This is a genomic window from Brevundimonas guildfordensis, assembly GCF_014836405.1.
In the GTDB taxonomy this organism is placed as follows: domain Bacteria; phylum Pseudomonadota; class Alphaproteobacteria; order Caulobacterales; family Caulobacteraceae; genus Brevundimonas; species Brevundimonas guildfordensis.
The window spans coordinates 1450775-1473043 of record NZ_JACSQU010000001.1 but is presented as its reverse complement, the minus strand read 5'-3'; the positions used below and the strand labels follow the sequence as shown (position 1 = coordinate 1473043).

20 protein-coding genes, 1 tRNA gene and 1 other annotated feature are annotated in these 22269 nt (G+C 65.9%); of the genes, 13 read left to right on the top strand and 8 right to left on the bottom strand.

The features are described from left to right. Nucleotides 1-105 precede the first annotated feature (105 nt). The 3 genes from H9656_RS07180 (at nucleotide 106) to H9656_RS07170 (ending at nucleotide 3569) form a co-directional block, all read left to right on the top strand. Nucleotides 106-182, top strand: a tRNA-Arg gene (locus H9656_RS07180). Nucleotides 183-480: 298 nt separating this feature from the next. Next, nucleotides 481-2226: a transferrin-binding protein-like solute binding protein gene (locus H9656_RS07175; protein WP_191743477.1), complete on the top strand. Its 1746-nt coding sequence runs from the start codon at nucleotides 481-483 to the stop codon at nucleotides 2224-2226. Between the two features lie 74 nt (nucleotides 2227-2300). Next, nucleotides 2301-3569, top strand: coding sequence for a surface lipoprotein assembly modifier (locus H9656_RS07170; RefSeq protein ID WP_191743476.1), 1269 nt, complete (start codon nucleotides 2301-2303; stop codon nucleotides 3567-3569). Between the two features lie 250 nt (nucleotides 3570-3819). Here H9656_RS07170 and H9656_RS07165 read toward each other — a convergent pair whose 3' ends face one another. Next, nucleotides 3820-6900, bottom strand: a complete 3081-nt coding sequence (locus H9656_RS07165; protein ID WP_191743475.1) for a DUF3857 domain-containing protein — start codon at nucleotides 6898-6900, stop codon at nucleotides 3820-3822. A 273-nt stretch (nucleotides 6901-7173) separates the two neighbouring features. On the opposite strand from H9656_RS07165, the gene H9656_RS07160 reads away from it, so the two are divergent. Then, nucleotides 7174-7467, top strand: a complete 294-nt coding sequence (locus tag H9656_RS07160) for an autorepressor SdpR family transcription factor (RefSeq protein WP_191743474.1) — start codon at nucleotides 7174-7176, stop codon at nucleotides 7465-7467. Beyond that, entirely contained in the window at nucleotides 7464-7835 is a 372-nt protein-coding gene (locus H9656_RS07155) for an SdpI family protein (protein WP_191743473.1), read from the top strand. Before H9656_RS07160 ends, H9656_RS07155 begins: the two co-directional genes overlap by 4 nt. A 42-nt stretch (nucleotides 7836-7877) precedes the next feature. Here H9656_RS07155 and H9656_RS07150 read toward each other — a convergent pair whose 3' ends face one another. Next, nucleotides 7878-9350: a SulP family inorganic anion transporter gene (locus tag H9656_RS07150; RefSeq protein WP_191743472.1), complete on the bottom strand. Its 1473-nt coding sequence runs from the start codon at nucleotides 9348-9350 to the stop codon at nucleotides 7878-7880. 38 nt (nucleotides 9351-9388) lie between these two features. Further along, nucleotides 9389-9449, bottom strand: a sequence feature (sul1 is cis-regulatory element that is thought to sense ions involved in sulfur or methionine metabolism; They are found in Alphaproteobacteria). Between the two features lie 263 nt (nucleotides 9450-9712). Further along, a complete protein-coding gene (locus tag H9656_RS07145) occupies nucleotides 9713-10237 on the bottom strand; it encodes an OmpA family protein (RefSeq protein WP_191743780.1) in 525 nt (174 codons plus the stop codon). Between the two features lie 367 nt (nucleotides 10238-10604). On the opposite strand from H9656_RS07145, the gene H9656_RS07140 reads away from it, so the two are divergent. Then, nucleotides 10605-11450 carry a hypothetical protein gene (locus H9656_RS07140; protein ID WP_191743471.1) on the top strand — a complete coding sequence of 282 codons (846 nt, stop codon included), beginning with the start codon at nucleotides 10605-10607 and terminating at the stop codon, nucleotides 11448-11450. On the opposite strand, the gene H9656_RS07135 is transcribed toward H9656_RS07140, so the two are convergent. Next, nucleotides 11447-12232 carry a prepilin peptidase gene (locus tag H9656_RS07135; protein ID WP_191743470.1) on the bottom strand — a complete coding sequence of 262 codons (786 nt, stop codon included), beginning with the start codon at nucleotides 12230-12232 and terminating at the stop codon, nucleotides 11447-11449. The genes H9656_RS07140 and H9656_RS07135 overlap by 4 nt on opposite strands. Nucleotides 12233-12314: 82 nt before the next feature. Between H9656_RS07135 and H9656_RS07130 the strand changes: the two genes are divergently transcribed. The 4 genes from H9656_RS07130 to H9656_RS07115 all read left to right on the top strand — a co-directional run bounded on the left by H9656_RS07130 (nucleotide 12315) and on the right by H9656_RS07115 (nucleotide 16199). After that, nucleotides 12315-12875, top strand: coding sequence for a response regulator transcription factor (locus tag H9656_RS07130; RefSeq protein WP_191743469.1), 561 nt, complete (start codon nucleotides 12315-12317; stop codon nucleotides 12873-12875). 81 nt (nucleotides 12876-12956) lie between these two features. Then, nucleotides 12957-13433: a hypothetical protein gene (locus H9656_RS07125; RefSeq protein WP_225212258.1), complete on the top strand. Its 477-nt coding sequence runs from the start codon at nucleotides 12957-12959 to the stop codon at nucleotides 13431-13433. 37 nt (nucleotides 13434-13470) lie between these two features. After that, a complete protein-coding gene (locus H9656_RS07120; RefSeq protein ID WP_191743468.1) occupies nucleotides 13471-13704 on the top strand; it encodes a hypothetical protein in 234 nt (77 codons plus the stop codon). 119 nt (nucleotides 13705-13823) lie between these two features. Then, nucleotides 13824-16199 (top strand): TonB-dependent receptor, encoded by a 2376-nt coding sequence (locus tag H9656_RS07115; protein WP_191743467.1) that lies wholly within the window; start codon nucleotides 13824-13826, stop codon nucleotides 16197-16199. A 58-nt stretch (nucleotides 16200-16257) separates the two neighbouring features. Here the strand turns inward: H9656_RS07115 and H9656_RS07110 are convergent, their stop codons facing one another. Further along, nucleotides 16258-16710 (bottom strand): DUF983 domain-containing protein, encoded by a 453-nt coding sequence (locus H9656_RS07110; protein ID WP_318240604.1) that lies wholly within the window; start codon nucleotides 16708-16710, stop codon nucleotides 16258-16260. 158 nt (nucleotides 16711-16868) lie between these two features. On the opposite strand from H9656_RS07110, the gene H9656_RS07105 reads away from it, so the two are divergent. Further along, nucleotides 16869-19697: a tetratricopeptide repeat protein gene (locus H9656_RS07105; RefSeq protein ID WP_191743466.1), complete on the top strand. Its 2829-nt coding sequence runs from the start codon at nucleotides 16869-16871 to the stop codon at nucleotides 19695-19697. A gap of 74 nt (nucleotides 19698-19771) precedes the next feature. Here H9656_RS07105 and H9656_RS07100 read toward each other — a convergent pair whose 3' ends face one another. From H9656_RS07100 to H9656_RS07090, 3 genes are all read right to left on the bottom strand, one after another. Then, nucleotides 19772-20050 carry an HU family DNA-binding protein gene (locus H9656_RS07100; RefSeq protein WP_003170475.1) on the bottom strand — a complete coding sequence of 93 codons (279 nt, stop codon included), beginning with the start codon at nucleotides 20048-20050 and terminating at the stop codon, nucleotides 19772-19774. A gap of 122 nt (nucleotides 20051-20172) precedes the next feature. Continuing rightward, on the bottom strand, nucleotides 20173-20988 hold the full coding sequence (fliP, locus tag H9656_RS07095; RefSeq protein ID WP_191743465.1) for a flagellar type III secretion system pore protein FliP: 816 nt from the start codon (nucleotides 20986-20988) through the stop codon (nucleotides 20173-20175). Then, nucleotides 20985-21263 carry a FliO/MopB family protein gene (locus H9656_RS07090; protein ID WP_191743464.1) on the bottom strand — a complete coding sequence of 93 codons (279 nt, stop codon included), beginning with the start codon at nucleotides 21261-21263 and terminating at the stop codon, nucleotides 20985-20987. The genes fliP and H9656_RS07090 overlap by 4 nt, the downstream gene beginning before the upstream one ends. A 153-nt stretch (nucleotides 21264-21416) precedes the next feature. Between H9656_RS07090 and H9656_RS07085 the strand changes: the two genes are divergently transcribed. Further along, nucleotides 21417-21821, top strand: a complete 405-nt coding sequence (locus H9656_RS07085) for a flagellar basal body protein (protein WP_191743463.1) — start codon at nucleotides 21417-21419, stop codon at nucleotides 21819-21821. A gap of 61 nt (nucleotides 21822-21882) precedes the next feature. Beyond that, a complete protein-coding gene (gene flgC, locus H9656_RS07080; RefSeq protein ID WP_191743777.1) occupies nucleotides 21883-22269 on the top strand; it encodes a flagellar basal body rod protein FlgC in 387 nt (128 codons plus the stop codon).

The following is a 22269-nucleotide window of genomic DNA, read 5'->3' as shown; positions in this document are numbered from 1 at the left end:
GGCGTTTAACCACAAGGCGACATTCGTTGGCCTTGGGACCGCGGGCAGGGCGGACCGATCAGGGCTTCCCTGACGGCCCAACCTCCTTTACGCACACGCCTGCGTGGCCCCGTAGCTCAGCTGCATAGAGCAAGGCTTTCCTAAAGCCGAGGTCCCAGGTTGGAGTCCTGGCGGGGTCGCCAATCGTTTGTCGAGACAACTTAGAACTGGCTCAAACAGGCTAAGGATGATTCAAGATGCGAATCGCTTTTAAGAGTGTGCGGCTCTGTGCGACTCTGTGCGGCTTCGCCAAGCAGGCAATGTCAGCAGCGCGCCAAAAGTGAAAGCTGCGATCGCTCTGAATTCCAGACATTCGCGAACTACTCGTGCCGGCTCTACCGATTAGTCTGGACCCTAAGCTTGCGGGGGCCGCGTCTCGATACTACGGCACGTGTGGCGATCACGGTTATGGCCCATTTTTGACACGCGAGAGGGGACGACATGCGCCTTTTTTCAATGGTGATTGCCGTCCTGACGACGAGTGCGTTGGCCGCCTGTGGCGGCGGAGGCGGAGGCGGAGTGGATCCGATCGTTCCGATCACACCTCCGCCGAGCAACAGCAACATCGCCAATCCAACGGCGAGTCAGACGTTTAACGCCATAGGGAATAATCAGCAGTCTATCTTTGACCTTCGCAGCGGGACCGTGGTGTCTGCAAGCGGCAGTTCGGCCAATCTGCAGGTGGCCTATGATGCCGCCTCGAAGAGCTACACGGTCTCACTGAATAGCGAGAGCGCAACCTTCCGCCCCTCGGACCTGAAGTCCAACAGTCAAGGCGAGGCCCGATACGAGCAGCGCAACGCCGATGGCGTCCAGTTGCTGACTCTCGTGACGACGCCCTATTCGGGCTGGATCAGCAACCGCTATGTCGGCATGGGCTATTGGCAGCGCTACTCAGCGGCGGACGCCCGCCAGAACGACCGCTTCAGCACCTTCGTCTATGGCCTGGACACGCCTGCGTCGGCGATGCCGCGCACCGGGACCGCGCGCTACAATATTGACGTCTTCGGCGTGACGGCCGCCCCCGGCTATGAGCCTGTCGTCTATCAAGGCGACGGCCGTTTTGACGTGGACTTCCTGGGCGGAGAGTTTGCTGCTCATTCCTACCTGCAAGAAACCGCCCTGTTGACGGGCCAGGGCGTAGTCGGGGGCGGCATCGAGATGGCTGCAAGCGGCCGCCTGAGCAGCGGCGACGGCTCGTTTTCCGGCCATGTTACGGTCGGCTCGTTCAACGCCAAGACGTCCGGGACCATCTCAGGGCGATTCTTTGGGCCCGGAAGCGAAGAGGTGGGAGCCAGCTTCAGCACATCCAATACGGATGGGGCGAGCGCCGTGGGCAGCTTCACAGGACAGCGCAGCGGAGCGGCGGGCGTTAACCTGCGGATGACGGATATCGCGACGCCGCAAGTCTTTTACGCCCAAGGGCGCGCCCTGTTGGTCGGTAAGGCTACAGGTTCGAACGACGTCCAGAACGTGTCTCAGATCCCGCTGGTCGGTCAGCTCCATGATCGCACAAACGGCAATTTCAGCTTTGGTCCCGGCCTTTCCTCTATGGCGGGCGGCAACTTCACGGCTTCAGACATCGTGGCGGGCGACGATCCGAGCTTCGTCTACTATGCCAAGACGTTCGGCGATCGCGACGTCAGACTGCAGCTCTACAAGCTGGGATCTGCGAACTCAGAAATCGCATTGACCTATGTCGGCCTGGGGCGGTGGGCCAGTCAGGTCAACAGCCCTGGAAGCGTTGAGTTTCAAAGACACCACTTCGTCTATGGCCTGGCGACGGGCGATAGCATGCTCACCCGCCGCACGGGCAGCGCCCGTTACGAAGGCGTCGTCTATGGAGCCGGGGCCAACAGGACGACCGGAGCGATGTACGATGTAGGAGGGACGTCCAGCTTTGATGTCGACTTCTCCAAACAAGCCTATACCGGTGCCCTGGTTCTGAACGGCAAGTCGTCGGGACAAACCCTGGATTTCGGTCGCTATGAATTCGGCGGTCGCCTCTTCTGGAACGGCAACTCGGCTTTGATCATCGAGGGCGATGCAGAAATCGGCCAGATCAACACGCGCTTCTATGGTCCGACCGGAGAGGAGCTGGCGGGTGATTTCCACGTCTATGCGCCAGAGCGCGTGCAGGCCGGCGGCCTCGTCATCAACGGCGTGACCGCGGCGCGTCGCAGGTGACGCCAAGGCAAGCCAGGCTCGTTCGCTGGAGCCGCAGGCTTTGTTGCGGAGCAGCAGCGGCGCTGATCGCCGGCATGCCGGGAGGGGCCTCAGCCCAGGACGTGGTGGAAGGCGTCAGCCCCGCCCAGCTCTTCGCTCTGGCCGACGCTCGTAGGGCGGCAGACCATGCCGGTGACGCCATCGCCATCTATGAGGCCCTAACGAAGGACGCTGAGGCCGACATTCGGGCCGAAGCGCGCTATCGGCATGGGCTTCTGCTGGCCGATACGGGGCGTTACGCTGAGGCGGCGGTGATCTTCCGCGCCCTGCTGGACGAAAAGCCGGACGTCTTGGCCGCCCGGCTGGAGCTGGCGCGCATGCTGGCCGCCATGGGGCGCGAAAAGGAGGCCCGACGCGAACTGCGTCAGGCGCAAGCCTCGGGCGTTCCCGATGAAGCCGCCGCCATGGTGGACCGCTTCGCGCGCGCCCTGCGCAGTGAGAAACGTCTGGGCGGCGCCTTCGAAATCGCCGTGGCGCCCGACAGTAACATCAACCGCGCCACCGAGGCGCGGACACTGGACACGGTCATCGCGCCCCTGACCCTGTCTGATGATGCGCGGGCGCGTTCGGGCGCAGGGCTTCGCACCATGTCCCAGGTCTTTGGACGGCTTCCCGTGACCGAAGGGTGGTCGCTCCTCCCCCGCGGTGCTGTGCAGGGCAGCGTTTACCGGCAGAGCCAGTTCAATGATGTTTCCGCTTCGGCGCTGCTGGGCATGGAACGACGCAGCCAAGCGAACCGATTCACCGTGTCCGCCGGTCTGACCTGGCGCTGGTTCGGAAATGAGCCCTATGCCCAGACCTCGGCCGTGGCGCTCGACTGGGTGCGGGCGATGGACACGCGTTCGCAACTGATCACCTCATACAGCGCCAGCAAGGCTCAGTACGACGCCAACCCCCTGCAGGATGGGTATATCCACGACCTGTCGGCGGTCTACGAGCGGGCGCTGGACGCGCGCTCGGGCGTTTCGATCTCGGCCTCGGTCACGCGGCAGGACGCGGCAGATCCCGGCTATGCCACCAGGGCAGGCGGAATGACCCTGGGAGGATGGCGCGAAATGCGATGGGGGACGGCCTTCGCTTCGGCAGGCCTGCGCCACACAGAAGGAGACGAGAGATTGTTTCTTTTTCCTGACAAGCGTCGCGAATGGCTTGCTGCTGGCCGTCTCGGTATGACGTTCCGCGCCCTGACCGCCTATGGTTTCGCCCCCACCGTCCGCGTCACGTTAGAACGCAACAACTCGACGGTTGGGATTTACGATTATCGCCGGGTCGCCGCCGATATCGGCGTGTCACGGTCGTTCTGATCACATCCAGGATGCAGCGCGAGCTGGTAGACGGCGTGACAGGGTACGCCCTTAGACATTACTGTTGCTCGCCCCATGGACGCAGCGGTCAGCTTGCGGCGACTGGGACGCTTGCCTGTCTCGACCAGACGCGATCGTGGTCTGGGTGATTGGCTTCGCTGGCCCTGATCGTGCCGGGCGTGATCGTTTCGGCGATGGGGTCAGGCGCCTCGCCTGCCGTGGTGGTATGACGACGCAATCGACCTCTGGTTTAGTTGCTGCCTCTGACCTCGAGCAGCGGGGTGTTGTATCCTTCGTTAGCCTTCGGGTCGGAGCTCAGCGCTGCGGCCATGAGGGCGTCGCCGTCGGCGACGTGCCCGGTGTCCTTGAGTATTCTGCCTAGACCGTAGCGGGCCTGCTGGTTGGAGGGGTCCAATTCCGTCGCCATGCGATAGGCGGCGACGGCCTCACTTTCGCGGTTCAGGGCGTGCAGCAGATATCCGCGCCGCATGTAGAGCTTGGCGTCGTCTCCTTTACGCTCAATCGCCTTGTCGCACATGGTCAGCGCAGCGTCGCGGCTGTGCCGGAAAAGGGTCTGCGACACACAGGCCTGAGCGGGATCGTCGAGGTTGATCCGGGTCAGCTGCTTGAAGCGCGCCATATCGGAGGCGGCGCCCCGGCTGTCGCCCCGCATCTCTCGGATTCCGGCGCGGTCGATCAGCAGGGCGGGGAAGTCGCCTTCTACCGACAGTGCGCCGGTAAGGACCGCCTCGGCCATGGCGGGATCTGAGGGCTTGAGGTTGGACGCCAAAGACTGGGCCATGCCGATGAACAGCTGGACCCTGGCGTCGGGATAGCCGATGGCCTGCGCCACCTGGCCGACCTGTTCATAGGCCTGTTCGGCGCGGCCCATTCTTAGCAACTGGGTCGCCAGTTCGGTCTTGGCGCCGTTGTCCTGTGGTTGCAGCGCGTTGATGCGCTCCAGATCGGCCAGGGCGCGGGCCGACTGGCCCATCCGCTCATAGGCTGCGGCGCGGCGGTAAAGGGCGTGGGTGTTCTCAGGCCACGAGCGAAGAGCGCCGGTGAAGGCCAGAACGGCTTCAAGATCATCGTCTTCGATCTCGGCCAGACGTCCCTTCGCGTGGAACAGGATCATTTCGTCCGGATCGGCGGCGTCGCCCGCCACGATGTCCGCGCGCGCCTTTTTCAGCTCGTTCAGCGCCAGATAGGTCAGGGCGCGATTGGCCAAGGCATTGGCGTGGGGCGAAGCAAAGCCCGCAATGGCGGCGTCGAATTGGGCGATGGCTCCGGCATAATCGCCTCCATTATGCAAGGCATAGCCGCGACGCAGGGCGACCTCCGGATGGCCCTCGGGAGCTGTTGCCAGGGTCTGACGGTCAGCCGCGGTCATTGTGTATCCGCGCCTCACCCGCATGGTGGCCTTCAGCTCCTTGAAGCTGTCCATGTCCGCCTGTTCGGTCTGGATTTCCGCCGCAGTGGCGTAGGGGCGCAATGCGATCGAGCCACGATCCGTTTCCAGCCGGTTGCCGTTGCGCCGGACGGTGCGGAAGTAGCGGTTCGCACCCGCCTGGACCTCATAAGGCTGGACCGAGACGTCAACGACGTCCTCGCCCTCGGGCAGGATGACGGTGGTGCGGAATGAGGACGAACTGGGGAAGCGCACGCCGTGATCGGCGTCCTTGAACCTTTCGTTCTTGTGCGGCTCAGAGCCCTTCCACGTGACGTGCGCCAAAGGGATGTCGACCGGTCCGCCGCTCCAGTCGAAGGCGATGCGAGCCGTCACGCTGGCGACGAATTCGTGCGTATCCTCGCGGTACTCCCACTGACTCTTGAGGTCCGAAATCTGGCCGTAATCCTTTAGGAATGTGGTCCAGCGCTCATCATACCAGCGGCTCAGTTCGGCCGCCGGAGCCTGCGCCAGGGCAGCCTGCATTTCAGTGGCGCTGTGCCCCCGGTCGATATCGGTCAATGTCACGCGCGCGGGGCTGTAGATGCCGTCCGAAAAGTCGATCTCGATATGCATCGTACCGGTCGGGCGCGGCGGCAGTCTGAGCGGGATCGGCTCCAGACGAGCGTGCGCCGCTATGGGCAGAACGTATTCGTGAACCAGCGGAATGTCCGGCGTCAGGCTGCGGTCGCCAATTCGCGCGCCGTCCATGAGATAGGTCTCACCGTCGATGCGCGCCTTAACGATCACATGGTCGAACGCGCTGACCATCGGCAGATACTTGTCGAGCGGCAGGTTCTCCGACGACACCAGCACGGGAATCGCGTCGATCCCCAACTCCCTCAGCAGGGCGACCAGAAGCACTGTCTTGCCCTTGCAGTCGCCCTGACGGCGGGCCCAGACTTCGCGAGCTGAGGTTGGCAACCAGCCGCCCTCGCCGAGCGTCAGGGCCATATAGCGCACCTCGTCCTGAACCAGCCGCAGCGCCGCCAGGGCGCGGGCTTCTGGAGTCGCGTGCTCGGATTTTATCCGCGCCACATGCGCGGCCAGGTCGGCGGCGTCGGGGAAGGCGCTGGCTTGATCATAGGCGGTGCGGATGTGGTCCGCGATGGTCCCCCATTGCGGGATGCTGCTGATCTGCCAGCCATAATCCGGAAGAGAGCGGGTGGCGATGGTGTCTGGATAGATCTCCCCTTCGGCGTCGGTTATGCGATGGGTCAGGATCTTGAAGTCGCCCTGCTGGCTGATCGGGGGAAGGACGGCGTGCCGTCCGGCGCGGGTTTGCACCCTCATCGCTGCCGGCCAGCTGATCGTCGTTACGCCCAGATCTACTGGCGTGGGCGAGTAGGAATAGGCCAGCGTCTCGAGCGGGTTGTCGAACACGTCGAACTGCGTGCGGATGGAATAGGCAAAGTCGATGGTGTCGCCGACGCGGATGTCGGGGTTCACCAGAACGCCGGTCAGGACGCCATTGATCTGCAGAGACTGCTCCAACGCCGCCTCGCGACGGAGGATGGTGAAGTCGGCCTTGTCCAGAATGTCGGCGGTTTCTCCCGCGCGGATGATGCTCGCGTGGTGAACGGTAGGGGTCTGCAAGGCCGGGTTCCATACCAGGCCCAACTGAGAAGCCTGTTGCAGACCCAGGGGCGACAGCACCCGCAGTCGCATGCGGACATAGGTTTCGGTATGGGCGTCGAAGGCGCGCACATGGCTTTCGACCACTTCGTAGCGAACGTGTTGGGACGGGTTGTCCGGCTTGTTGGACAGATGAGGCGCAACTGCCGGAATCCAGTCGGGCGTGGGGGCGCGCAAGATGGTCTCGCCCGCCATGGCGGAAGTGCTCAACAACCAGACCGACGCGGCCAGCACCAGTTTGTTATGCAAAGCGCTTCTCCTGCTCACATATTGTCGTGATCTGCGTAGCAGAGTGGATGCGGCAGAGGACAGAGTTTTTAACTGGCGCGCTCAGATCTGGACCCGGCGTCTATCGGCCTCTGGTGAGCCGCTCTTGAGTTGCCCGGACAGCTATGATGCCTCGGCTGTCGACCGTCCAAAACCGTTCCAGGCCCTTCAGACCACCTTCAGATCCGCCAGCAACGCTCTCCAAACCCGCATCCTCCGTTGACAACGATTAGATATTTAGCTAATTGTCTCATCATGAACGCTGTCTTCAAAGCTCTTTCGGATCCGACCCGCCGTCGCGTGCTGCAGATGTTGCGGGGCGGCCCCATGAGTGCGGGTGAGATCAGTGATCACTTCGAGGTCTCCAAGCCCACGATGTCGGCTCACTTTGCGGTGCTGAAGGAAGCTGATCTCGTCCACGCCGAGAAAGCCGGCAAGGCCGTCATCTACCATCTGAAGCTGTCGGTGCTGGAAGAAGCGCTGCTCGGCTTCGTCAACTCTCTCGAACCAGGCGCCGCATCGCCGGCCATCAAGGATACCGGAAAATGAATAAGGACATCGTCAAAAGCCTGGCTATCGCTGGCGGGCTGATCGCCGTGGCGCTGGCGTCCACCGCCGCAAGGAGCACGGGCCTTATCGATGGGGACGCGGCGACCCGCATCGTCATGGGCGCGACCGGGTTGATGCTCGTGTGGATCGGAAACCGGATGCCCAAGGCCTGGGTCCCCGCCGAGAAGGCGCGCCGCGTGCAACGCGTCGGAGGGTGGTCGATGGTCCTGAGCGGTCTCGTTTACGCGGGGCTCTGGATGCTCGCGCCCGTCCCCGTCGCTGTGGCGGGAGGATGCGCAGCGGTGATCGTCGGCATGATCGTCACGATGGGCTACTGCCTCTCCACGAGGAGGCGAGCGGCCGCCTGATCCTGAGCCGGAGCTTCGTCGCCAGCCGAGGTTCGGCTCTGTTCAGAGCGTCGCGGGCGTCGGCATGGCGTCGTGTCGGCCCATCTGAGCCATCAGGCCGCGGCTGGCTTCGTTCATCCCGGTCACCGCGACCTCGGCGCCTTGCCGCCTATAGCGCGACACGACCTTCTCCAGAGCGGTGACTGCGGTCAGATCCCACAGATGCGCTTCGGCCATGTCGATCTCGACGCGACGCGGCTGGCCGTGATGCTCGAAGCTCGCCGCAAACAGCTCGGCCGAGGCGAAGAACAGCTGGCCGGAAACCCGGTATCGCAGCACGCCGTCCTCGGCCGGGACCTCGGTCACCGCGATGGTCTTGCTGACCTTGCGCATGAAGAAGACGGCGGAAAGGACGACGCCCAGGACGACGCCCTTGGACAGGTCGTGGGTCAGGACGACGGTGACTGTGGTGGCGATCATGACGATCGAGGACTGGAACGGGGTGGAGCGGATGTTCAGCACCGAACGCCAGTCGAAGGTGCCGATCGAGACCATGATCATCACCGCCACCAGGGCGGGCATGGGGATGCGCGCGACCCAGTCCTGCAGCACCAGGATCAGGAACAGCAGGAACAGCCCGGCCCACAGGGTCGAGAGCCGCCCGCGCGCGCCCGAGGTCACATTGATGATCGACTGGCCGATCATGGCGCAGCCCGCCATCCCGCCGAACAGGGGCGACAGGATGTTGGCGATGCCCTGACCGCGCGTCTCGCGATCCTTGTCGGACGGCGTGTCGGTGATGTCGTCCAACAGGTTGGCGGTCAGCAGGCTTTCCAGCAGGCCGACGAAGGCGAGCGTCGCCGACACAGGGGCGGTGATCGCCAGCGTTTCCCAGGTCAGGGGGACGGCGGGCAGGCGGAACACCGGCAGGCTCGACGGCATCTGGCCCATGTCGCCCACGGTGCGCACGTCCAGACCCGTCATCATGGCGAATGCGCTCAGCGCGACGATGGCCACTAGCGGGGCCGGAATGGCACGCGTCAGCCGCGGAAAGCCATAGATGATCGCCAGCCCCGCCGCGACCATGGCGAAGGTCTGCCAGTTGGCGCCGATAAGCTCCGGCATTTGCGCCAGGAAGATCAGGATTGCGAGCGAGTTGACGAAACCGGTCATCACGCTGCGGCTGACGAACTTGATATACCGGCCCAGCCTCAGCAGGCCGATGACGATCTGGATGACGCCGCAGAGAACCGAGGCGGCGAACAGGTATTCGAGGCCGTGGTCCCGCACGAGGGTGACCATGAGCAGGGCCATGGCCCCTGTCGCCGCCGATATCATCGCCGGCCGCCCGCCGACGAAGGCGATAGTCACCGCGATGACGACGCTGGCGTAGAGCCCGACCGCCGGATCAACACCGGCGATAATCGAAAAGGCGATAGCCTCAGGAATGAGGGCCAGGGCGACGACGGCGCCGGCAAGCAGGTCGCGGCGGGGGTTGGCGAGCCACTCCTGACGCGCGGAAGCGATTAGGGACATTCTGAGGTTCATCTGGATGAGCCGCGACGCGGCGGCTCGGTTTCCCTGCGGATCGGCGGCGGGGATAGCCACCCGGCGTCAGTGACGGCCAGGTCCAAGGTGAGGACGCCCTGATGCCGCGTCAGCCGTGGGAAGGCAAGCTATGGTCTGACGCGTCGGTCCCGCAAAACTCCGCGCCCGCCATCTGGCCGCCTAGCGAGCGCAGGTGTCGCGGTCCGACGGTGAACTGCGCTTCCTGCGTACCTGGGTCGACAAGGCGCTGGGCGCCGCGAAGGCCAAAAGAAAACGGCGGCGCCCCTTGCGGGACGCCGCCGTTCCTCGTTTCAGCCGGGGCAGGAGGCTGAAACGAAAGCCGGCTGTCGTTAGGCGAGAACCATGATGGCCACACGTCGGTTCTGGGCGCGGCCTTCACGGGTGTTGTTCGGCGCCACCGGCTTGGCTGCGCCGTAGGAAATGGTCGCCATGCGGTTAAGCGCGATGCCCTGGTCGCTGAGGAAGCGACGCACGGCTTCGGCACGTTCCTGACCGATACGCTCGTTGGTCTGGTCGGAGCCGGTAGCGTCGGTATGGCCCTGGATTTCCAGGTAGACATTGGCGTTCTCGGCGCGCAGGCGCTGGACCAGTTCGGCCAGGCGCTGTTCGGCCTCGGGCGACAGCTCAGTGTGGTTTACCGGGAATTTCACCGAGTCGTCCGACAGAACGACTTCGTACAAGAACTTGCCCTGGGCCAGCTTATGAGCGGCGTTGGCGCGGGCGAGGGCTTCGCCGGCGGTGCCTTCTACCTGGGTGAGGTGGGCGTCGACGCCGTCGACCCGCTCGTTCACCACCTGGACGTTGTCGCGGACGAACCGATGGCTGGCGCAGCCGCTGACGGCGATGCCAAGCATGGCGATGGCGCCGACGATTGCGGTTCTGGGTGCCAATTTGATCAAATCAAGTCTCCTTCGTGCCCGGCCCAACTTCCGGGGGTGTTACGCGCCGCACCGGTGTCGGTTGTAAAACGGCGGAGCAATGAAGCGCGAAGAAGTGAAAAGGTTCAGCTTAACTATAAAATAATTTCAATAATCGGTTCTCGTGTTGACTCCGGGCCTATCAGAGGCTGCCATTTTCCTGACGCTCTCGGGTGATCAGCTTCGCGCGATCTGGAGGCGAGACGCTTTTGTTGCGAGTTTCATTGTTGGTTGTTCGCCGAACCTGTAGCGTAGAGGGCCGCCAGGGGTGAGCCGGGATTCAAGGCGGAAACGTTCAAAGGCCTTGTCGGTTGCCGCCAGCCTGGCGGCGCATGGCTTGGTCGTGGCGGTGATCATGACCGCCCCGGTCAAGCCTGTCGTGGAGCCGGCCTTGGCGCCGCCGGTCGAGGTGATCCTGGTGGAGCCGCCTCCGCCCCCGACGTCCGAGCCTGCGCCCGGCGATGCGCCAGCGGGCGGATCCGAGGCCGCACCTGCGCCTGAGCCGGAACCGGCGCCAGCCGCGGTTGCCGTTGCGGCGGCCGTGCCGGTCCCTGCCAAAACGCCAGAGAAGGCTCGAGCCACGGCGCCGACGCCCCCTACGCCCCGTCCCAGTCGCCCGACGCCCCGCTCGCCGCAGGTCGAGCCGTTGCCGATTTCGGCGCCTGAGCCCAGCGTGTCATTCGTGCTGCTCGGCGAGGGCGCGCTGAGCGGCGCTTTAACGGCGGGGCAGGGGAGCGGCGGCGGCGGCGGCGCCGGCTCCGGCGCAGGCGGCTCTGGAGGGGGATCCGGCTCTGGCGTGGGCGGGGGCTCGGGACAGGGCTGCGATATGGTCAAGCGCATTCAGGACGCCCTGCGCAACGATCCGCGCATCAACGGCGCCATCGGCCAGGCCTATCGCTCCTCCGGCGCGTCGGGCCGGGCCATCCTGATGTGGAACGGCGACTGGCTGCGAAGCCCTGGCGAAGAAGGCAAGGGGCTGGCCGGGGTGCGTCAGGCCATCGCCGTGACGGTCGGCTTCTCGCCGCGCGCCTGTAAGGCTGAGACGGTGAACGGCTATGTGTTGCTGACGCTTAGCGACCAACCGGGCGCGCCGCGCGTCGCGCTGGGCAACGGCGGCCGCTGGCGCTGGTCCGACCTACTCTCGCTCTAGGTCGGCAGGCCCACACCCAGGGGGCCGTAAAGCCAGGTCAGCCAGGCCCCGATCGCCAGGAAGACGCCGAAGGGCAGGCGATCAGTCGCCGCGACGGGACGCCGCAGGACCACCTTGGCCGCGACGACGCTCAAGCCGCTCAGCGACGCCCAAAGGAGTACGCTGGGGAGGCCCATCCAGCCGACCCAGGCGCCGATCGCGCCCAACAGGAACGGATCGCCCCCGCCGAGCCCTTCGCGTCCGCGCAGGCGCCGATAGGCAAAGGCCAGCAGCCAAAGCCCCCCAAAACCGGCGGCTGCGCCGATCAGAGGAGTTTGCAACGGCCCGATCAGCGACCACTGCAGACCGCTCTGCACGTTCGCGGGATCCAGCGCCACCGCTGCGAACAGTCCGCTGAGAAACAGTGGAAGCGTCAGGGCGTCCGGCAACCAGAAATGCTCGGCGTCGATGACGGCGATCAGCAACAGTTGCCAGCCCAACACCGCGCCCGCCAAAGCCCAGGCGGGATCGTCGAAGCGCAGCGCCGCCCACACGCTGATCGCGGCGGCGGCCAGTTCGATCAGGGGGTATCTTAGGGGAATGGCCGCGTTGCAATCGCTGCATTTCCCGCGTGACATCGCCCAACTGACGACGGGGATCATCCGCCAAGGCTTGAGAGGACGCTCGCACGAGCCGCAGCGGGAGCGCTGCACGACGACATCTTCGCCGCGGGGCAAGCGTAGACTGACAAGACCCAGAAAGCTGCCCACGATCAGACCTAGTCCGCCCGCCAGAAGGATCAAGTGCGTCACCTATTCCGCTTTCCTGCTTTGGGAGGACGCCCAGCGGCGCTGTCGTTCATAAGCCCAATCATGGGATGTTCGCTTGCCGGGATTGCAGCCCGGTGTCGAGAGAAAGACATGGCCGGACTGGACGGGCGCCGCTCTTGCCGGCTACTCGATTGCTGTGTCTATAAACTCGAAGGTCAACAAGCTTACGCCCAGAGAACGAGAAATTCTCGGACTTGTGGCGCACCGACTGGGCGATAAGGAAATCGCCCGGCGCCTCGGCCTGTCGCCTCGAACCGTCCAGAACCACCTTCATCGTGCTTATGAGAAGCTAGGCGTCTCTGATCGCCAGCAGGCCGCAAGCGTACTGAGTAATTCCTACTCAGGGGAATTATACGGGCTGTCTTCGGAACCTTCAGCGATGTCAAAAGAGGACGTCCTTGCAGGCTTGAACGAGACGAACGAGGGCAGGAAACCAGTGTGGCCCCGGTCGCTGTATCGACTTTATGCAGGGTTGGGAGAATGGCGGCGTCCGAGGAAAAAGGGCGGGTCAGTTCTTTGGCTGATATTGGGTTGGGCGTTCGCCTGGATCGCGTTCGCGGTGATCGCCGCCAACCTGATCCTTCCTGTTCTCGAGATGATCCGCAGTCTGCGCTGACGTTTCTTTCGGGGCGGAGACGTGAATGACTGTTGGGAATTAGGCGCCGATCTCAAGTCGGTCTGAGCGACTGGAGGGTCTATGAGCGTGCTGCAGTTGGTCCTGCTTTTGCCAGGAGCAGCGGGGCTAGCGTTGCTGTTATGGCGGGGCGATTTTCTCGATCGCGTGGCTGCCGCTGTGATGTCGGCCGCTGTTGCGATGTCCTTCCTTTTGGCGGGACTGGCGTGGAATGGCTTTCACTACGGCCTGGCGCTCGCCGATGCCTTATCCTTCGTCGCCCTGTGGCTGATCGCTGAGCGCGCCGGGCGCTGGTGGATCGTGTTGGCGGCGGCGTTTCAACTGGTCGCTGTGGTGGGTTACGCCACGCCGCTTTTGTCCGAAGCGTCCTTGGCGTGGGCGGCAGTCACCCTGTCTTGGCTGATCTGGGTCTTGATTACACTCACTTTTTTCTTAGGCGTCTGGGAGGTCGAGGCCGACCGGCGCTTCGCCTCTGGGGGGCGACATGGCTCAACACTGGACGATGGAGGCCGCGCGGGCGCTGCTCCGTCAATGGAATGACAAAAGGCTGGAGGCCTCCGTTCGTGCGGCGGGCCTGATGGCTGATCTAGGCGCGCTTGAGGCCTGGCTGCTAGAGCAGCGGCCCGAGACCCTGGCGGAAGCGGAGCGCCTGCTGGACCTGATCACATCGCATGAAAGCGGCGGCGGACGCGGGTTGGAGCAGCTGTGCCGCATCGGCGGCGGGGTCCGCAACGATGTCGCGCCGCATCGCAGCCGGGTTGAGCACAGCTTCGCGCCGCGCGCCTCAGGGCCGCTCGCTGGCCGCGCCTAAGACTGACCCGGGGATGAAGGTCAGCGCCAGGGTTTCGCCTGGCCGACTTGACTGTTACAGCCGCTGACAGTCCGCGACGAAGCCATGCGCCGTCGCTCCGCCAAGCGGTTTTTCCTCCCATGCTTTCTGTCGTTCGCGCCGCGTCTCTGGCGTCCGCCTCCGTATCCGTGCTCGCTTTCGCCGCACCTGTTTTGGCGGAAGCGCCCTTCGATACAGGCCCGACCCAGGTGTCTGAGATCGTGGTGACGGCCGAGCGACGCGAAGCGCCGCTGGCGGCCACGCCCCTGTCGCTGACGGTGGCGAGCCAGCCTTTGCTGGACGATGTGGGCGTGCGCGACATCAAGGATCTGCAGATCCTGGCGCCGGGGCTGATCGTGGCCTCGACCTCGAACCAGACCTTCACCACCGCCCGCATCCGCGGCGTCGGCACCGTAGGCGACAATCCGGGCGTGGAAAGCTCGGTCGGCGTGATGATCGACGGCGTCTATCGCCCGCGCAACGGCGCCGCCCTGGGTGATCTGGGCGAGGTCGAACGCATCGAGGTGCTCAAGGGGCCGCAAGCGACCCTGTTCGGCAAAAACACCTCGGCCGGCGTCATCAACGTCGTCACCGTCGCCCCGTCGTTCGACGCGCGCATGGCGGGCGAGGCGACCTTCGGCGACTATGGAACGCAGGGCGGTTCCGTCTCCCTGACCGGCCCGATCGTGGATGAGGTTCTGGCCGGACGGCTGTATGTCGCCGCCCGTCGCCGCGACGGCCTCTATGACGTCAAGACAGGCGACGGCCCGCGCACCTCTACCGACGATCAGACCCAACACTACGACACCGTGCGCGGCCAGTTGCTGTGGCGCGCGACGCCGGAGCTGACCGCCCGCCTTACCGCTGACTGGACCGAGCGGGACGAGCGCTGCTGCGTCGGCGTGCAGCTTGTCACGGGCGGAACGGCCCCTCTGCTGGCGAGCTTCGCGCCCGACGGAGGCGTGGCCGCGACGCCGAAGCCGTGGGATCGCGTGGCCTACTCGAACCGCGACACCAACACCCGCATCCGCGACAAGGGCCTGGCCCTGCATCTGACCGCCGACCTGGGTTGGGCGACGCTGGAGAGCACCTCGGCGGTGCGCGACTGGCGCGGCGTCATCAGTCAGGACTGGGATTTCACCTCGGCCGATCTGGCCTATCGCCCCGACGACGGCAGCTGGTCGAACCGCTTCCGCACCCTGACGCAGGAGTTCCGTCTGTCGGGCCGGCGCGGAAAGCTGGACTGGTCGGCGGGCGCCTTCTTCGCCGATGAGAAACTAACCCGCCGCGACAGCCTGTTCTACGGCGCCGACTACGAAGGCTACGTCAGCCGGTTGCTGTCACGCTCGGCGTCCAACCCGCTGGGCGACCCGAACTACGTGTCGAGCCTGACCGGTCTGCCTGTCGGGGCGAGCTTCATCGAGGGCGAAGGTCAGTTGGACCGCTACTGGCAGACGGCCCGCAGCGCGGCCCTGTTCGGCCAGGTCTCCTACGCCGTGACCGACCGCCTGACGCTGACGGGGGGGCTGCGCCGCACCCATGAGACCAAGGAGATGACGGCCGCCTATCACAACACCGACGGCGGGCGGGCCTGCGCCGCCGCGCTGGCCAACGGCGTGACCAACGCCACCTTGTGCCTGCCGTGGTCGAACCCGGCGTTCAACGGTCTGAACCAGTCGGAGACCGTCAAGGACGAGGCCTGGACCGGCATGGCCCGCGCTGAGGTCAAGGCGACCGAGGGGACGCGCCTGTACGCCTCCTGGTCGCGAGGGCGCAAGAACGGCGGCTTCAACCTGGACCGCGGACAGACCAACCTGGTCCCTGACGCCTCGCGCGCCTTCCCGGCCGAGAGCGCCGACGCCTTCGAGGCGGGGGTCAAGAGCGTGATGCTGGACCACCGCCTGCTGGTCTCGGCCGCCGCCTTCCGCCAGACCTATGACGACTTCCAGCTGAACACCTTCCTGGGCACGACCTTCCTGGTCCGATCGATTCCCGAGGTGCGGGCCAAGGGCGTGGAGGCGGACTTCATGTTCCTGCCGTTCGAAGGCCTGTCGCTGCAGGGCGGCCTGACCTACGCGCAGACGGAATACGGCGACGATCCGGTCCCGGGTCTGCCGCTGCTGGCGGGCAAGCGAGTCAATTTCGCGCCTCTCTGGAGCGGATCGCTGGCCGGAACCTATGAGCGGCCGGTTGCGGCCGGCTTGACCGGACGGGTGACGTTGGCGGCCAAGTATTCGTCGGAATACAACACCGGGTCGGACCTCGATCCGGCCAAGAGCCAGCCGGGCTTCTGGCTGGTGGACGGCCGCGTCGCCCTGGCGCGGGACGATGCGTGGAGTGTCGAGCTGTGGGGCCGCAACCTGTTCGATCAGGACTATCGCCAGGTGGCCTTCGGCGCGCCGTTCCAGACAGGGACGCTAGGGGCGTTTCTGGGCGCGCCGCGCATGGTGGGCGTGACCTTGCGGGTCATGCGCTGAGGCCATGAAAAAAGGACGCCGGCGATGCTGGCGTCCTTTTGATTGACGGCGCGGACGCTCAGTCCTTGTCGCGGGCCGCGGCCTTGGCCGCGCGCTCGGCCTGGCCGCGCCAGCCGTAGCCTTCGCCATGTTTGCCGACGCTGATGAAGGTCGCTTCCTCAGCCTTGTGGAAATACTGCTCGGACACCATCCAGCCCTTGAAGGGGCGGAGCACCGACAGGCACATCGCCGCCAGCACCGGGAAGGTCACCAGGAAGTGGACCCAGACCGGCGGGTGCACGGTGAACTCGAAAATCATGAAGGCGACCATGCCGACCACGCCGACCGCGCACATGACGAAGAACGCCGGACCGTCTGCGGGGTCGGCAAAGCTGTAGTCCAGGCCGCATTCGGGGCAGGACGAGCGAAGGCTCAGATAGCCCTTGAATACGGGGCCCTTGCCGCAACGAGGGCAGCGAGCGCGGATGCCAGTCTTTACAGGACTGATCGGAGGATAAAGGGGATCGGACACGCAACCTGTTCCTACGGCGAACGATGGCCATGATGTCGGCCGTTCGCTACCGGGAAGCAAGCGGGTGTTTTGTCCTATCTGCCGGCCGAAGCGGCGCTTTGGGCGATTTAGGCCCCGTTAACTGCGATTAAAGCCCTTCGCGCGAGCATGCGCGCGATATGTCCGGGGCCCCCGCCAAGAAGCGCGTTCTGCAGACGACCGTGGCGGCCGCCGCGGCGGGCGTCGTCGTCTTCGCGCCGCTGGCTCCGGCGCCGTCCCAGGCGCAGACGGGCGCACCGGTCGAGATCCGCATCGGAGCGAATGCGGGCTTCACCAAGATCGAGTTCGCCGGGGTGGTCGGATCGCGCGCGCGCGTGCGCCAGGACGACCGCACCGTCGTCGTGCGCATCGGCGCGACCGCCGCGCCAGATGTCAGCCGCCTGCGCGTCGATCCGCCCAAGGGGCTTGAGAAGATCGAGACGCGCGCCGCCCAGGGGGCTACGGAGCTGGTCCTGACCCTCGCCGAAGGGGCAGGCGTCACCAGCGGGACCGCCGACGGCGCCGTCTGGCTGAATCTCTACGCCCCCGGCGCGCGCGCCGACGGCTCGCGACCCTCGCCCGTGCCGATTGGCGGGGCGGTGCCGGTGGCGGCCGAGGTCAAGGGCCAGCAGACGGTGATGCGCTTCGCCTGGAACGGGCCGGTCGGCGCAGCCGTATTCCGGCGCGGGGAGGCGGTATGGGCCATCTTCGACCACGCCGCGCGGATGGAGATGAAGGGCGAGGGGCTGAACGGCGTCCGCTGGGCGGCGGGGCCAGACTTTACCGCGGTGCGCATACCCGTCGAGCCGGGCCAGGCGGTGGCCGCGCGCGCCGATGGCTCGACCTGGGTGGTGACCATCGGGGGCAGCGCGCCTTCGCCAAGCGGTGTGGACATTCAGCGCGACGACGCGGTCAAGGCGTCGTTGACCGCGCGGATGGCGGGGGCGACCCGCACCATCTGGCTGACCGATCCGATGATCGGCGACCGCTTCGCCGCCGTCACCGCCCTGGCCCCCGGCAAGGGGTTGAAGACCGGGCGGCGCACGGTGGATGCGGGCTTCCTGCCCACCGCTCACGGCCTGGCCGTCGAGACGCCGACCGACGACTTGAGCGTCACCGCAGACGGCGATCTGGTGACGGTGACGCGCCCGCGCGGCTTGACCCTGTCTTCGCCGACCGCGGGGCTGGAAACGGCGATGGAGGGCGCGGGCGCGCCCCGCGCCGCGTCGCGACCGGCCCTGATCCCGGCGGACTGGTCCGCCGATGCGGAAGAGGGCGGCTTCATCGCTCGGCACCGTGTCCTGCGAGAGGCTGCCGAGCGCGAGAGCGGCCGCGCTGTCGAAGACCCGCGCGCGCCGATCGAGGCGCGGCTGGCCTATGCCCGCTTCCTGGTCGGGCACGGTCTGGGGTTCGAGGCGGTCGGGGTGTTGAACGCCCTGATCAACCAGACGCCCGCCATGCAGGGCGTGGCCGAGGTGCGCGGCCTGCGCGGCGCCGCACGCGCCTCCATCGGCCGCTTCGCCGAGGCCGAGGCCGACTTCTCGTCCGGCGCGCTGGCGGGCGATCCCTCGACCAAGGTATGGCAAGGCTATCTCGCCGCCCAGCAGGGCGATTGGGGCAATGCGCGGCGCCTGTTCGCGGCCGGTGCGGGCGTGGTCGACGGCTTCGCCCCCGAATGGCGCGCCCGGTTCGGCGCGGCCCACGCCATGGCGGCGGTCGAGACCGGCGACGCCGAGGCCGCGCGCGAGTTGCTGGCCTATGTCTTCAGTCAACCGAACGTCTCGGCTCCCGACCAACTGACGGCCCGTCTGGTGCAGGCCCGCCTGTTCGAGCTGGATCAGACTCCCGACCGCGCGCTTGCCCTGTACAAGGCCGTGGCGCGCGCGCCTCTGGATGGCGTCGCCACCCCCGCGCGTCTGGGCGTCATCAAGCTGGAGCTGGCCAAGGGGACGCTGAAGGCCGATGCCGCCGCCGCCCAGCTGGAGGCGTTGAAATGGCGCTGGCGCGGGGATGCCACCGAGCTGGCGGTTATCCGCACCCTGGGCGAACTCTATCTGTCGCAGGGCCGCTATCGCGAGGCGCTGACCACGCTGAAGACCGCGGGGCCGAAGATCGTCACCCTGCCAGGCGGCGACCGGCTTCAGGCCGATCTCGACAACGCCTTCCGCGCCCTGTTCCTGGACGGCGCGGCCGACGGTCTGCAGCCGGTGCAGGCCCTGGCGCTGTTCTTCGACTTCCGTGAGCTGACGCCCGTGGGCGCCGACGGCGACGAGATGGTGCGGCGTCTGGCGCGACGCCTGATCGATGTCGACTTGCTGGATCAGGCCGCCGAGCTGCTGAAGTATCAGGCCGAGAACCGGTTGGACGGGGTCGCAAAGGCCCAGGTCTCGACCAATCTGGCCGCCGTCTATCTGATGAACCGCCAGCCGGAAGAGGCGCTGAAGGCCCTGTGGTCCTCGCGCACGACGCTCTTGCCGATGGCCATGAACCTGGAGCGCCGCGCGCTGGAGGCTCGCGCTCTGATGGAGCTGGGGCGCTATGACCACGCGCTGGAGGTGCTGGGCAAGGACGCTTCGCCCGCCGCCCGCGACGTGCGCGCCGACATCCTGTGGAAGCAGCAGCAGTGGGGGGCGGCCGCCGCCCTGTATGAGCAGCGCCTCGGCGACCGCTGGAAGGACGCGGCCACGCCGCTCAGCGAGGCCGAGGAGACGCGTCTGATCCGCGCCGGGGCGGGCTATTCCCTGGCGCGCGATGCAAGCGCCTTGAGCCGACTGGCGAAGAACTACGCGCGCTTCGCCGAAGGGGCGCGCTCGCCTGGCGCGATCCGGGTGGCGCTGGCGGGGCTGGACGGCGGCGATGCGGGCCGACCGCAGGACTTCGCGGCCCTCAGCGCCGGGGCTGACGCCTACGCCGGCTGGATCGCCCAGACCAAGGCCGAGTTCCGGGCGAAGACCGGCGCGGGCCAATAAAAAACCCCCCTCCCGACGGGAGAGGGGTCTTTTGCGTCTGTCCCGCCGAAGAGGAACGAACGCGCCTGAAAGGCTTAGCCGTTGACGGCGTCCTTCAGCGGCTTCGACACGCGGAAGCGCACGGCCTTGGAGGCCGGGATCTTGATCGTCGCACCCGTGGCCGGGTTGCGGCCTTCGCGCTCAGCGCGCTCAGCGGTGTCGAACACGCCCAGGTTCGAGATACGGACGTCGTCGCCCGACTTCAGAGCCTTGTGGATGTTCTCGACAATGGCGGTCAGAACCTTGCCGGCGTCAGCTTGCGAAACGCCCGCGTCCTTGGCGACGGCGGCGATCAGTTCAGCTTGAGTGGTCATGAGGGCATTTTCCCGATGGTGGTCGCCCGGAAAGAAGCGCCGGGCGAGGACGGGAGGATCAACGACGGTTTTGGCAGGCTTGGCAAGCCCGCATCGGCGAGAAGGCCTTGCAGGCTGGGGATTTATCCGGCGCCGGAGGCTCTCTGGAAGCTCTCGACCAGGCTTCCGGCCACCAGTCTCCAGCCGTCGACCAGCACAAAGAAGATCAGCTTGAAGGGCAGGCTGACCACCACCGGCGGCAGCATCATCATGCCCATCGACATCAGGACGCTGGCGACCACCAAATCGATCACAAGAAACGGAACAAAAAGAAGAAATCCGATCGTGAAGGCGGTCTTCAACTCGCTGATCATGAAGGCTGGGGTGACCACCCGCAGGGGCAGGTCCTGCACGTCTGCCGGGGGCTCTACGCGCGACAGTCGGGTGAATAGCGACAGGTCGTCAGGCTTCACCTGGGACAGCATGAAGGTTTTTACCGGTTCGGACGCCGCATCGAAGGCCTGAGGCAGCTCCATTTGCTGATCCATCAGGGGGCGGACCCCCGAATCATAGGCGTCCTGCCAGGTCGGAGCCATGACGATGGCGCTCAGGAACAGGGCCAGGGACACCAGGACGGCGTTCGGCGGCGACTGCTGCATCCCCAGCGCCGTGCGCAGCAGGGACAGCACGACGATGATTCGCACGAAGCTGGTGGTCATGATGACGATGGACGGCGCCAGCGACAGCACCGTCATCAGCCCGACCAGCTGCACCACGCGCTGCGTCAGGCCCGCGCCGGTCCCCAAGTCGATGTTGATGGCCGACCCGCTCTGCGCCGCCTCTTGCGCCAGGGCGCCCAGCGGCCAGATCAGGCACAGGGCGGTGGTGATCAGCGACAACAGGGCCGCGCGCTTCAGCTCAGCGCGGGTGGGGATGCCGAACAGGGCGGGGCGGCTCACTTCACGCCTCCCGGTTGACGCGGCTCGATCAGTTCGCGGCCTTCGCCCAGCAGGATCAGCCGTTCTTCGTCATCGACGCGGATCAGGACCAGACGGCGCGACGGGTCCAGCACCAGGGTCTCGACGACCTTCATCCGCCGGACCTGACCCTGCTGCCCCTGAAAGCGGGCCAGGATCTCGGGCGCGTAGCGACGCGCCGCCCAGGCGGCCAGGCCGATAATGCCCAGGGTGATGGCCAGGCCGAAGATCGCCCGGAACAGATCAAGTAAGTTCATGCGGATGCAGCCCCAGACGCGCGACGATCCGGCGTTTGGCCGCCACGCTTCGAGCCATGTTTCAACGGACGTGGTTAACGGCGCGTTTAGGGATACGGGATATTAACCATGCAGGCGGCAAATTCTGCCGATCCGTTCGTCCGAGGGATTCGCATGTCCGTCACCGACCTGCCGCTGCTGAATCAGATCAAGGGCCGTCTGGCGTGGCTGGACGACCGTCAGCGGGTGATCGCCGAGAACGTCGCCAACTCGGACACCGCGGGCTATGTCGCCCGCGACCTGAAGACGCCGACCGACTTTGCCGTCGCGGTGCGCAAGAACGCAGGGCTGCGGATGGTCGCCACCAACGCCCAGCATGTGTCTCCGCCGGCGCGGGCGCCGCAGTTCGAGGGCATGGCGGCGCCGGACTCCGAGACCACCCTGGACGGCAATTCCGTCGTAGTCGAAGAGCAGATGCTCAAGATGGCCGAGAGCCGCATGGCCTATGACGCCGCCATCGGCTTCTACCAGAAGTCCATGCAGATGATCCGCCTGGCGGCCAAGAAGCCCGCGGCCTGAGGGGGAGTGAACCATGCCTGACCCGATCAACAATCGCCCCGTGACCCCTCGCAACACCGCCATGGCCGTCGCTTCGACCGCACTGAAGGCGCAGCAGTCGCGGATGCGCGTCATCGCCGAGAACATCGCCAACGCGGAATCGACGGCCAATGTCGCGGGCGGACAGCCGTATCGTCGCCAGGTGCCGGTGTTCCAGAGCCGCGACGTAGACGGCGCGACCGGCGTCGCCCTGGCCGAGGTTCGGCCAGATCAGCGCGATTTCCGAATGGACTACGATCCCTCGCACCCGGCGGCGAACGCCGAGGGTTATGTGATGAGGCCCAACGTCGACACCCTGGTCGAGGCGATGGACATGCGCGAGGCGCAGCGCGCCTATGAAGCCAACCTGAACGTCATCGAGACGGCGCGGAACATGGATTCGCGCACCCTCGACATCATCAAGAAGTAA

What these genes read in the sequence shown, in the direction of transcription:
- H9656_RS07125 (WP_225212258.1), top strand. Translation starts at nt 12,957, where the DNA reads ATGAGCGTGCTGCAGTTGGTCCTGCTTTTGCCAGGAGCAGCGGGGCTA.
- H9656_RS07150 (WP_191743472.1), bottom strand. Translation starts at nt 9,350, where the DNA reads ATGTCCCTAATCGCTTCCGCGCGTCAGGAGTGGCTCGCCAACCCCCGC.
- H9656_RS07120 (WP_191743468.1), top strand. Translation starts at nt 13,471, where the DNA reads ATGGCTGATCTAGGCGCGCTTGAGGCCTGGCTGCTAGAGCAGCGGCCC.
- H9656_RS07115 (WP_191743467.1), top strand. Translation starts at nt 13,824, where the DNA reads ATGCTTTCTGTCGTTCGCGCCGCGTCTCTGGCGTCCGCCTCCGTATCC.
- H9656_RS07170 (WP_191743476.1), top strand. Translation starts at nt 2,301, where the DNA reads ATGCCGGGAGGGGCCTCAGCCCAGGACGTGGTGGAAGGCGTCAGCCCC.
- H9656_RS07155 (WP_191743473.1), top strand. Translation starts at nt 7,464, where the DNA reads ATGAATAAGGACATCGTCAAAAGCCTGGCTATCGCTGGCGGGCTGATC.
- H9656_RS07085 (WP_191743463.1), top strand. Translation starts at nt 21,417, where the DNA reads ATGTCCGTCACCGACCTGCCGCTGCTGAATCAGATCAAGGGCCGTCTG.
- H9656_RS07090 (WP_191743464.1), bottom strand. Translation starts at nt 21,263, where the DNA reads ATGAACTTACTTGATCTGTTCCGGGCGATCTTCGGCCTGGCCATCACC.
- H9656_RS07145 (WP_191743780.1), bottom strand. Translation starts at nt 10,237, where the DNA reads ATGCTTGGCATCGCCGTCAGCGGCTGCGCCAGCCATCGGTTCGTCCGC.
- H9656_RS07105 (WP_191743466.1), top strand. Translation starts at nt 16,869, where the DNA reads ATGTCCGGGGCCCCCGCCAAGAAGCGCGTTCTGCAGACGACCGTGGCG.
- H9656_RS07175 (WP_191743477.1), top strand. Translation starts at nt 481, where the DNA reads ATGCGCCTTTTTTCAATGGTGATTGCCGTCCTGACGACGAGTGCGTTG.
- flgC (WP_191743777.1), top strand. Translation starts at nt 21,883, where the DNA reads ATGGCCGTCGCTTCGACCGCACTGAAGGCGCAGCAGTCGCGGATGCGC.
- H9656_RS07100 (WP_003170475.1), bottom strand. Translation starts at nt 20,050, where the DNA reads ATGACCACTCAAGCTGAACTGATCGCCGCCGTCGCCAAGGACGCGGGC.
- H9656_RS07160 (WP_191743474.1), top strand. Translation starts at nt 7,174, where the DNA reads ATGAACGCTGTCTTCAAAGCTCTTTCGGATCCGACCCGCCGTCGCGTG.